10 protein-coding genes are annotated in these 10,894 nt (G+C 36.9%); 4 read left to right on the forward strand and 6 right to left on the reverse strand.

Features of this window, described 5'->3' with window-relative positions; genetic code table 11:
- The first annotated feature begins 7 nt into the window (after window positions 1-7).
- From flgK to csrA, 4 genes are read left to right on the forward strand one after another with little or no spacing between them, the layout of a single operon-like run.
- Complete coding sequence (flgK, locus tag ACTCAF_RS06845; protein ID WP_463062550.1) at window positions 8-1,759, forward strand: flagellar hook-associated protein FlgK; 1,752 nt, start codon at window positions 8-10, stop codon at window positions 1,757-1,759.
- A 9-nt stretch (window positions 1,760-1,768) separates the two neighbouring features.
- Window positions 1,769-5,473, forward strand: coding sequence for a flagellin N-terminal helical domain-containing protein (locus ACTCAF_RS06850; RefSeq protein WP_463062551.1), 3,705 nt, complete (start codon window positions 1,769-1,771; stop codon window positions 5,471-5,473).
- A 21-nt stretch (window positions 5,474-5,494) separates the two neighbouring features.
- The gene (fliW, locus tag ACTCAF_RS06855; RefSeq protein ID WP_463062552.1) at window positions 5,495-5,962 is read left to right on the forward strand and encodes a flagellar assembly protein FliW; all 468 of its coding nucleotides are present in this window, start codon (window positions 5,495-5,497) and stop codon (window positions 5,960-5,962) included.
- 7 nt (window positions 5,963-5,969) lie between these two features.
- A complete protein-coding gene (csrA, locus tag ACTCAF_RS06860; protein WP_463062553.1) occupies window positions 5,970-6,194 on the forward strand; it encodes a carbon storage regulator CsrA in 225 nt (74 codons plus the stop codon).
- Here csrA and ACTCAF_RS06865 read toward each other — a convergent pair whose 3' ends face one another.
- The 6 genes from ACTCAF_RS06865 to ACTCAF_RS06890 form a co-directional block, all read right to left on the reverse strand.
- Window positions 6,195-6,326, reverse strand: a complete 132-nt coding sequence (locus tag ACTCAF_RS06865; protein WP_463062554.1) for a CcmD family protein — start codon at window positions 6,324-6,326, stop codon at window positions 6,195-6,197. It lies immediately after the preceding gene.
- 11 nt (window positions 6,327-6,337) lie between these two features.
- Window positions 6,338-6,997, reverse strand: a complete 660-nt coding sequence (locus ACTCAF_RS06870) for a cytochrome c biogenesis protein (protein ID WP_463062555.1) — start codon at window positions 6,995-6,997, stop codon at window positions 6,338-6,340.
- A 2-nt stretch (window positions 6,998-6,999) separates the two neighbouring features.
- Window positions 7,000-7,680: a heme exporter protein CcmB gene (locus ACTCAF_RS06875; RefSeq protein ID WP_463062556.1), complete on the reverse strand. Its 681-nt coding sequence runs from the start codon at window positions 7,678-7,680 to the stop codon at window positions 7,000-7,002.
- Window positions 7,681-7,683: 3 nt separating this feature from the next.
- Entirely contained in the window at window positions 7,684-8,418 is a 735-nt protein-coding gene (locus tag ACTCAF_RS06880) for an ABC transporter ATP-binding protein (RefSeq protein ID WP_463062557.1), read from the reverse strand.
- A complete protein-coding gene (locus tag ACTCAF_RS06885; protein WP_463062558.1) occupies window positions 8,384-10,291 on the reverse strand; it encodes a heme lyase CcmF/NrfE family subunit in 1,908 nt (635 codons plus the stop codon). The genes ACTCAF_RS06880 and ACTCAF_RS06885 overlap by 35 nt, the downstream gene beginning before the upstream one ends.
- Window positions 10,292-10,395: 104 nt before the next feature.
- Window positions 10,396-10,800 (reverse strand): cytochrome c maturation protein CcmE, encoded by a 405-nt coding sequence (locus tag ACTCAF_RS06890; protein WP_463062559.1) that lies wholly within the window; start codon window positions 10,798-10,800, stop codon window positions 10,396-10,398.
- Between the last annotated feature and the right edge of the window lie 94 nt (window positions 10,801-10,894).

Here is a 10,894-nt window from a genome sequence, read left to right on the forward strand (position 1 = left end):
TAATATTATGTCTAATATATTCGGTACGCTATACACCGGCGTGTCCGGTCTTATGACATCTCAGGCGGGTATAGAGATTACAGGCCACAATATTGCCAATGCCAACACAGAAGGTTATTCAAGGCAAAGGGCTGTAATTCAAACCCAAAATCCACTGCTGGTAACTCCTGGACCTTTTGGGAGAGGCGCAAAGCTTGAGTATGTGGAGAGAACATATGACGAGGTTTTGGCAAACAATTTGAGACGTGAAAACACATCGCTGAGCTACTGGTCAGCATTACAAACATCTCTTGACGAAGTAAAAGTGTATTTTAACGAACTTGAAAGTGGCTCAGGCCTTGGAGATGCGCTGAAAGAATATTTTAACGCCTGGCAGGATCTTGCGAGCACTGCACCTGATAATTCAGATGAATCGCAGGTTAAAAAGATAGAGCTTGTGAACAAGACAGAAACGTTGGCCACAAAGATTCAGGATAGTTATGCCCAGATTGAGTCCATAAGGGAAAATTCAGACTTGAAGATTGAACAATATGTAAATGAGATAAATGATATAGCAGAAAGCATAAGACAGATAAATATTCAAATAGGAAAGGTGGAATCCGGTGGCGACAGAGCCAATGATTTCAGAGATCAGAGAGATTTGCTTTTAGAGAAACTGTCAGACTATGTCGACTTTAATGTTCATGAAAGAAGTGATGGGCAAATAGCGGTGCTTGTGGGTGGAAATACCCTTGTAGATTCAGATGTTACCAACAAACTTTATGCTGTGAAAAATGAGAATAACAGCAATCATTATGATATCTACTGGGGTTCAAGAGTTTCAAATGAGCCAATAGTGGATATTACATCAAGAATTTCAGGCGGCAAGGTGGCAGCTGAAATAAAGTTGAGAGACAGCATCCTTACTGAATACACTGACAAACTGGACAAACTTGCTCAAACACTCATTGAAGAAACAAACAGGATACATTCAACAGGGCTTGGAATTGAGAGGTTTGACTCCATTACTTCTTCAAATGGTGTTTACAACCCCACTTATTCATTTTCGAGAGACCTTGGCAAGTTTCCCTATGATGTAAATGAAGGGACTTTCAGGATTGCCGTTTACAATAGTGAGGGAGAGATTTCAGACTATTATGATATAGATATAGACCCTGAAGAGGATAATCTTCTTTCTGTCATAGAGAAGATAAATTCTGCTGACGGCAATGCTTTTGGCGGTAGAATTTCTGCGCAGATTTCTGCAGGAAATAGCATTAAAATAACTTCTGAAGAGGGGTATACATTCTCTTTTACTGAAGATACTTCAAACTTTCTTGTTGCATCGGGATTATATGGATATTTTAGTGGAAGTGGTGCCAGAGATATAAAGTTAAATGACCTTATAAAAAATAATCCAAATTTTATTGCCACAGCAAAATCCACTGCAGCAGGGGACAACACAAATGCTCTTGACATTGCGAATCTGAAATTTAAAAATGTGGTGGACAGCAACTATTCAATAGACGAATTTTATTCGGTATTTACCACCACCATTGCAGCTGATAAAAATCAAATTGATGTATTCTACAATGCAAAAAAACAATCCGTTGATCAGTTTACAATAAAGCTTGAGCAGGTAAGGGGTGTCTCAATCGATGAAGAGTTTACCAATCTGATAAAATTTCAAAAAGCTTATGAAGCAAATGCAAGATTTATAACTGCTGTGGATCAGATGATAGACAGGCTTATAAACGGTGTCGGAGTTGTAGGAAGGTAGAGGTGAACTATGAGAGTAACATTTAATCTATTGCCTTTTAAATATCTGTCCAGTCTTGAAAATTCTCTTACAAAACTTACTGAGAGTAATGAGAAGGTAACGGTAGGAAGGACACTTTTAAAGCCTGAAGATAGTCCAACAAATTATGTTAGTGCAATTAACATTCAAAGGACTATTGATGAAGCGGAGCAGTTCAAGACAAATGCAGAAAGTGCGCTGACATGGATAACAAATACTGATAATGAACTACAAAGGGCAATAGATTTGCTGAGCCAGGCCAAGAATCAGTATGCGATTGCAGGGGCAAATGACAGTCAGAGTGCCACGAGCAGGAAGGCTCTTGCCGGGGATGTAAAAAATATTCTTGATTCCATGGTTGATATTGGGAATGCAAATTATATGGGGAGATATATATTTGCAGGTTTTCAGACCGAGACAACACCTTTTGAGGCTGATGCAAGAGAAATTTCTTCTGTTACTTCAACAAATTCTCAGCTTGAAGTTTATACCAGAAAAGTGTTTGGAGATATGCCGGAGCCTGACGAAGGGCAATACACTATTTTACTAAACAAGGATTCAAATACCGATAAAGTAACAATCACTGTATATGATAAGGATAACAATAAACTTTTTCTTGATTCAAACGGCAGCGATGAAACAGCAAAAGGGGGAAACAGGACAGCGACTTCCCTTACGGTGATGTATGAGCCTGGAAAGGTTGTAAATACGGGGCTTGGCTTTGCCGTAAAATTACCGGAAAATGATTTTAATGACAGCAAAATAAGTTTTTATTTCAAACCCGGAGATGATATCAGATATCATGGCGACCTGGGGAAAATTAATACAAAAATCGGTTACAATCAGGAAGTGACCCTAAATTTGACAGGGAAAGAAGTTTTTCTTGAGGCAGACAGAATTTTAAAATCCACAAGATACAATACAGTAAAAGGGCTTGGAATCACATCTACTACAAAATTTTCCCAGATTGACAGCGCAAATTTGGGGGACGCTGACTATATAGATATTTCAGGCACAGACCACTACGGTTTTAAAGTAGGTGTAGCAAAAGCTATCTCCCCAAATTCAGTTAATCTTGACATGACTGATAAAAGCGAGACACAAAGGTCTGTATTGCTGAAATATGCAGGCAAAGATTATCTGCTTACAATGGATAAGAGGGCTTATAAAGATATAGATGATATTGTTTTCAGCCTTAATAGAATGCTTGAAAGTGAAGGGCTTGGAAATGAGATTGAGGCAAGTGCAGATGGGGATAAAATACTTTTTACCTCTGTTCGCACCGGAAATATGGTCAATTTTGAAATTTACGGTTCAAAAGATAACACTCTTGGATTTGAAGGGAATATTCAGGTAAGTGACGAGATAACATTGACTGGAAGTGCCAGTGCAACATTTATTACACCTAATCTAAGCAGTGTAACAGCAAATTTTTCATCTTTCGACGAGGCATCAATCGAGTCAGGGCTATCGTCAATTGGCAACTATGCCATTATCAACCCTTCTTACACATCGGCAAACTCAACATTTAAAGTGGTAACTTTTGACCAGAATAACAAGTATGAGGCTAAGGGGAAAGATACAAGATTTGAAATCAATTATGACGATTTTGATACAAAAAATAAAGTATCGGTGACTTTGTCATCTGTGAGCACATCAACTGCATCAGCAACTGAGTTTATAATTAACGGTGAAAAAATTGCTTTTACACCTGTTGATGAAAATTCCGATGGGAATGTTGAAAAATTCGAAATAAAAAATGCTCTGGATAAAGCCCTTAAAGATAAAGGACTTAACTTTAATATTTCGTATGAGATTTCAAATTTGAGCATAGGTGCCACAAGCACATTTGACATCACATTCAATCTGGAAAATGTTAATTACGGCTCGGACACTTATCTTGCAGTAGAGCATGGTGGACAGTTTAAATATGACAATGCATACGGAGATAATTTCCCCGTTGCAACTGAGAAGAGAATCAGTGATCTGCTTCAATTTGTTGAGGAGCTATACGACTATACAGTTGATGCTAAAGTGGAAAATGGGAATATTTATGTCAATGACTTACGCTCAGGGCAGAGTAAATTTACGCTAAGGTTTGCAGAAAGCAACAAAGGACTTGGTTATCCTGAAGTCAACAGGAATGTTACTGTCCTTGGAAAATATACAGGTGGCAGCGACGATTACTGGAAGGTAAATGTAGTAAATAATGCGGGCGCTCTTGATATTTCTGTTACAGACAAAAAAGGTGCCACAATAATAAGCAAAACCGTTTCCAATTACGATGGTAGCCCGATAGAGCTTGGCTCAGGAGTTTCAATAGTCATTGACTCAAACAGCAGCCAATCTTTTGATTTGAGCCTTAAGGCAAATTCAAGTTTTAGCCTTGGTGATATGAATGTTGTTCAGGAAGGTAAAAATGTGGACATTTTCAGGTCACTCAAAAATCTTTACGATGCCCTTAACCTGAATATCCCCCAGGAAGGGATAGGTGAACCGAGCGCCTGGAGAGATGAAAATCTGAATTCCACTGCTACCCCTTATCTGGATGGCACATTTAAAGGTAATTATAATGATGAGTGGAAGTATGAAGTTCAGCCGGTGGGGGACAAGACAGATTTTTTTATACAAAAAGAGCTTTCTACATCTTCAATTAATGATATCAATTTGTCAGGAGCGTCCAATCTTGATTTTGATATCATAGTAAGCGATGCAAATGGTAATATTACTATGGAGTCATTTAACATTACATCAGTCAGTAGTGCAGATGATATTTTGAATGCAATTAATACCAATCCTAATATGCTTTCACTTGGTATTAAAGCTGAGGTTCAAAACAACAGACTTGTTGTTAAATCCGGAAGCGGACTGCAGGAAGTGGAGATTAACGCAAATGATAGTACTACCGCTAAGGCCTTAGGGTTAAAAAATGATGATGGGTCAACTTCCTACAATAATTACGTTTTTTCGAAGCAAACTCCTGTGCTTGAGCTTGAAAATACAACTGATGCAGAAAGGACGCTGACTTTCAGATATTATAACGGTACAAGCTGGAACAAATCTTCAGTGACTGTAAGCCCAAAAACATATACGTCAATTGACGAACTTGCAGCTGAAATCAATTATAGCCTGCCTTCAGGAATCACTGCTCAAAACATTGAAGGTAAACTTGCCTTTAACTATAGTGGCAGTGTTACCAATTTACTTGTAACAGGCAGCCATGAAGGAACGCTCGGATATTTCAAAGCAGGTGATGAGGTTAAAATCAAAGTTTCCGGCAGCAGTGGAGAATTGGTCAATTATGTTACACTTGATACTGCAGGAAAACTGAAAGATGTGGCTGACGGGGTAAAGCTTGCCTTTGACCCTGGCACACTTTATACGGCAGATTCATTTACTTCAACAGTTGGCTCAGGGATAAACTATGAAATTCCTGTCCTTGATAAGGCTGAAACCCAGATTACAACAAACCTAACCCTTACAGGGACAAGACAAAACAGGGTGGATTCCCTGATAAATTTTCATACAACCATTTCTACTTCCAATGAAGAGCTGAAGGCCAAATATCTTGGTGCTACAGAAGTGGATATGACAAAAGCCATTACAGAGTTTCAGCTTGCCCAGCAGGCATACCAGATGGCTATGAGCACTGCTGCCAAGGTGTTGCAGCTTTCAATTATGGACTATTTAGGATAATTTTTTATAAAGAGGTGTAATATGAGTTTACAAAATGTTTTGAAAAGTGAGGAAAAGATGCAGAAGAAAATTTTAAATTCACCGAAACTTGGTAAGTTTGAATATACTGATGATGACCTTATAACAATGGTTTCACCGATTCTCGGGTTTAATGAGCTTTCTGATTTCTTGTTTATATCCTCCAAAGAGTTTTATCCTTTTTCATATTTTCAGTCTGTGCAGGATGTAAATGTTACTTTTATACTTGCTGATATAAAAGTATTTTTTCCTGATTATTCTCCTAAGTTTAACAAAAGTGAGTTTAAGGTATTGCAGATTGAAGAAGAGTCAGATATGGAAATTTTTGGCCTTGTAGTGGTCAAAGATGACCCTCAAAAAGCAACTATAAATTTGAAGGCACCCCTTGTTATCAACTCAAAGAAAAAACTTGCAAAACAGATAATTTTGGATGATGATAACTATCAGGTAAAGACACCTTTGTTTAAATAGGGGAATAATGTTAGTTTTAACAAGAAAGATAAATGAAAGCCTGATGATAGGGGATGATATCGAAATAAAAATTGTCGAAATTACCGGCAAAAATGTAAAAATTGGTATAGAGGCCCCTAAGGATATACAGGTATTCAGAAAGGAGATTTACGACGAAATCAAGCAGGAAAACATAGAAGCCATAAACAAAGATGTTGTTTCCCTGATTGATTTCATGAAAAAGAAAAAGTAGTTATTTATCCTGGGACAGACGGTCTAATTTCAGGCTAAGCTCTTTTATTTTGCTGTTTAGTCTCTGGACATAAAAGAATATAAGTGCCCATATTACGGTATAGCCGGCAAAAAGATACCAGAAGTTTTTCATATTTATACCCCTTATTTGTTTTCAACAGTGAATATATTTCGCTCTAAATTTTTTATTTTCAAATTCTTGTTCATAAGCATGAGATACAGAAATGTAAAAGCAATTACCGATACAATAAGACTTGTAAGCATGTCAGGGTGTAGGCCGCCACCCCCTTTTTGCAACACATTCGGATGTATCGTCCTCCACCATCTTATGGACAAAAATACAATCGGGACGTCGATGAATCCTATTATTCCTACTGCTGCAGAAAACTTTGCTTTTTTATCGTCTTCGTCAAGAAACTTTCTGAGCATCAGGTAACCAACATAGATAAACCAGAGGATTAATGTGGTGGTAAGTCTTGGGTCCCATGTCCACCATGTCCCCCAGATAGGTTTAGCCCAGATGGGCCCTGTTATAAGAACGATTGAGCAGAATACAATCCCTATCTCAGCAGAAGATGAGGCTATGTCATCAAATATATATTTATTTGTGGCAAGTAAAAATATACTGCATATAAATGTTACAAAAAAAGCAAAGAATGCAATCCAGGCGCTTGCAACATGAAAATAAAATATTTTTTGAACTACCCCCATTACCTTTTCAACGGGAGCAAAAATAAACGCAAAGTAAAGCGCTATGATTATCAGGACAAATGCGATATAGTCAATTAACTTTTCTATTTTCATAATTACTCCTCAACTATGTAGTCAAAAATAGCATATACTACAAAAGTAAACACAAGGTCAAATGAAACTATTAATTTAATCCATCTAAATGCATCACTTATCTCATCCCCTTTGATAAAAATATTGATGGATTGAATAGCGGCAAGTATTACGGGAATCATAAGGGGCAACAATAATATAGGGAGCATCACTTCCCTCGTCCTTGACTTTACGGATATGATTGAAAAAAGTGTCCCCAGGACTGAAAATCCATATGTTCCAAGTATAAAGACAGAGATCGAAAGCAGTGTATATTTAAAAATATTTACATTATAAAATACCGTAAAAATAGGTATTGTGACAAATTCCATAAAAATGAGAAATGTAAAATTTGACAATACCTTACCGAAAAAGATAGCGCTTTTGTCAACAGGCGCAAGCAGTAAGGCGTTTAAGTTGCCGCCATTTATTTCGCTCATCATAGATTTGTTAAGCCCAAGAATACCTGCAAACACAATTGCCATCCACAAAATTCCGCCTACAAGGTCGATTTTATATTCAGCACCGGGTTCAAAAATAAAGCTGAAAACAATCACAGTAAGTAGAGAAAATATCAGCATCGAGTTGATGACTTCCTTGGACTTCATCTCCAGCATTATATCTTTTTCAAAAATGTAGTAGATAGTTTTAAAATATTTTTTCACAAATCAGTTCTCCAATGTAGAAATATAAATATCCTCAAATTCAGCTTCAGGCAGTCTTTCTTTTTCTTCAAAAAGAGCAAGTTCACCCTTTTTCATTATCGCAACTTTTGATGCAAGGTCAAAACCCCTGCTTAAATTGTGCGTTACCATTATGATTGTTTTGTTGTTTTTAAATTGTTCTTTAAGAATATTTGTCAATATAAATGATGCATGCTGATCAAGACCTGTGTATGGCTCATCAAGAAGTATGATGTCAGGGTCGTGAATCAATGCCCTTGCGATGGAAAGCCTCTGGAGCATCCCCCTTGAATACCCTCTGACGTAGTCATTTTTTCTGCCTGTAAGTTCTACCTTATTCAAAATAGTTTCAACTTTGACTTCAATATCCTGTACACCATATATTTTTGCGTAGAATTTAAGATTATCATATGCTGAGAGATTTTCGTAAAGAAATGGGAGATGGGATATTACACCAAATGTTTTTCGAAATTCATCCGGTTGTTTTCCAAGATCAATACCATTAAAATATACCTTACCTTTTGTAGGTCGTGTTTGGGCTGAAAGTATTTTTAAAAGTGTAGATTTTCCGGCGCCATTTGGACCAAAAACAGAAAGGAAGTCCCCTTTTTTCAAAACAAAGGAGACACCCTTAAGTGCATCAATATGTCCGTAACTTTTTTTTACGCCGTCTAACTTAATAAAATCACTGTTTGTTTCTTTTGAATGGGAAAATTCCATGTAATCCGCCTAACACCATTATAGCACAACCTATCCATATCCACACGATAAAAGGCTCATAAACAGCCTGGATACCGATTATATTTTCTGGTTTTGAGTAGGATGCAAGTATAAGATATAAATCCCCTTTTGCTTCGGTGTATATTGACACTTCTGCAAAAGGCTCTTTGTGATTGTTATAAAATCTCCTTTCCGGAGTCATCGTTATGATATATTTTCCATTTTCATAGACTTTAACAGGGGAATAAACAGAGACATAGTTTTGCTTTTCTTTTATTACGAGATCGCCAACCTTTAGTTCATATTTATAGAATGAGATCGTTTCTCCAGGTGCCACAACCTTATCTACAGAAACGTTATAAAAAGAAGAGGCTATTACCCCGTAAGATAACACAACTAAACCAAAGTGAATTATTAAGGCTCCGTAAAGCCTGCTATTACGGTAAATAATACTGATTCCGTTTTTTATGATGCCCCTAAAAATTTGCAGAAGTATGGTAAATAGCGAGAATGAAGTGAAGGCAAAAAGTACAAGTGGTATAATGTCAGTAAATCCGTATGCGTATATCCCTGCGGTTGCAATTATCATAAATAAAAATGAAGGCCAGAGATTTTTAATAATGTCATTAAGTTTTGTATTTCCATAAGGCAAAAGGGGACATATTCCGCTGATAAGGATTATTAGCATGAAAAATGGCGTGGAGACTTTATTGTAGTATGGTATACCAACTGTCAATTTGCTCGGGAAAAGTTGAGTCAATATTGGCAATGTTGTTCCAAAAAGTATAACAACCATCAGTGCAACAAAAAGCCAGTTTGTAATATAAAACATCCCTTCTTTTGAAAATATGGAATAGTTTGTTTCTTCTTTTAGATATTTCAGATTGGTAAAAAGATAATATAAAAATCCGATAGCTGTTGCTATAATCATTATTATAAAGAATGGTCCAAGCGCTGATTTTCCGAAACTGTGTACAGAATCAATTACCCCGCTTCTTGTCAAAAATGTACCGAAAATACAGAGTTCATAAGTGACTAATATTAAAATGTACGACCAGATTTTTAGTTTTTCCTTTCTTTCATACATGATGGCTGAATGCAAAAAGGCAGTACCAGTAAGCCATGGCAGCAGTGATGCGTTTTCCACAGGGTCCCATGCCCAGTATCCGCCCCAGCCAAGCTCTACATATGCCCATTGACCACCAAGAACAATACCTATTGTAAGAAATATCCAGCTTAAGATTGACCAACCTCTGGTGTTTTTTACCCAGTGGCTGGAGTTATCGTTGCTTACAAGTGAGCCAAATGCATGGGCAAGTGGCAGTGTAAAAAGTACGAAGCCAAGGTAAAGTGTAGGTGGGTGATACAGCATCCCGGGGTTTTGAAGCAGTGGGTTCATGCCAAGACCGTCTGCAGGGAAAAAATCGAGTTCCTTGAAAGGGTTTGTTACAAAATTTGTCAAAACAAAAAAGAATCCGCTTGTAAGAGCAAGTGCAAAAAATGTTGCTGCCTTGTATCTTAAACTGTAATTTTTTATTCTTAAAGCCTCAATGGATGAAAATACCGCGATCAGCCATCCCCAGAATAAAAGAGAGCCGGCCTGTCCAGCCCAGAATGCACTGATTTTGTAAATAAATGGAAGCTTACTATCAGTATACTGAGCTACATATTCAATCTTAAAGTATTCGGTTGCCAGTGCATATACAAGGACAACAGATGCAAGGGTAATTAAAATTGTCTGAATGTGAATGAAAAGAGTTCCATATTTGTCTACTACTTTGGATTCTTTGTTAAACGAAGAACCAAAAAGGATCACGGCAATTGCCGCGCTGATTAGACCCAAAAACTGCAATAAAAAACCAAGATTGCCCATAAATTTCATCTCCTAAAAATTTTTACGTTTAGATACTTAAAAAAAATAAAAGTTCAATATTAAAATTATTCTAAATTACTTTGCAATATTAATATATTTGAATATTATTGCTTTTCCACCTCGGCTTCATATTTTGAAGGGCATTTGGCAAGCAGTGTACTTGCATTGAAGGTGTTGGTATCTTTATGGTATTTCCCCTCTACAATTACCTGGACATCCTCGGTGAATGCATCCGGGATAATCCCATTATAAACAACATTCATCTGTTTGCCGGTACCATCTGCCATAACAAATTCAAGATGCTGATTTTTTGCATCTTTGACTATTGTTCCTTTTACAACATCACCGCTTACCCTAATTCCTTTGGCTTCATATTTTGTCGGATCTTTTATGAGTTCATGCACTTCAAGATAGTATACTCCGCTTTGTTTAAATCCTGAAGAGATAAGATAAAATACAGCTACTACCACTATAATGCCAATTGCAACAAGTTTTGTTCCTTTTTTCATATATACCCCTTTTTAGTTGACAAATTAATTTACTCTATTTATTTTCTATGAGATTTATACAAAAAAAAGGTTCAATGCAATGGAAAATTTAACT

This window comes from Deferrivibrio sp. (genome assembly GCF_055117995.1).

Excerpts from the sequence above, each read along its gene's own strand:
- ACTCAF_RS06865 (WP_463062554.1), bottom strand. The coding sequence starts at position 6,326 with ATGAAAAACTTCTGGTATCTTTTTGCCGGCTATACCGTAATATGGGCA.
- ACTCAF_RS06885 (WP_463062558.1), bottom strand. The coding sequence starts at position 10,291 with ATGGGCAATCTTGGTTTTTTATTGCAGTTTTTGGGTCTAATCAGCGCG.
- ACTCAF_RS06890 (WP_463062559.1), bottom strand. The coding sequence starts at position 10,800 with ATGAAAAAAGGAACAAAACTTGTTGCAATTGGCATTATAGTGGTAGTA.
- ACTCAF_RS06880 (WP_463062557.1), bottom strand. The coding sequence starts at position 8,418 with ATGGAATTTTCCCATTCAAAAGAAACAAACAGTGATTTTATTAAGTTA.
- fliW (WP_463062552.1), top strand. The coding sequence starts at position 5,495 with ATGAGTTTACAAAATGTTTTGAAAAGTGAGGAAAAGATGCAGAAGAAA.
- ACTCAF_RS06850 (WP_463062551.1), top strand. The coding sequence starts at position 1,769 with ATGAGAGTAACATTTAATCTATTGCCTTTTAAATATCTGTCCAGTCTT.
- ACTCAF_RS06870 (WP_463062555.1), bottom strand. The coding sequence starts at position 6,997 with ATGAAAATAGAAAAGTTAATTGACTATATCGCATTTGTCCTGATAATC.
- flgK (WP_463062550.1), top strand. The coding sequence starts at position 8 with ATGTCTAATATATTCGGTACGCTATACACCGGCGTGTCCGGTCTTATG.
- csrA (WP_463062553.1), top strand. The coding sequence starts at position 5,970 with ATGTTAGTTTTAACAAGAAAGATAAATGAAAGCCTGATGATAGGGGAT.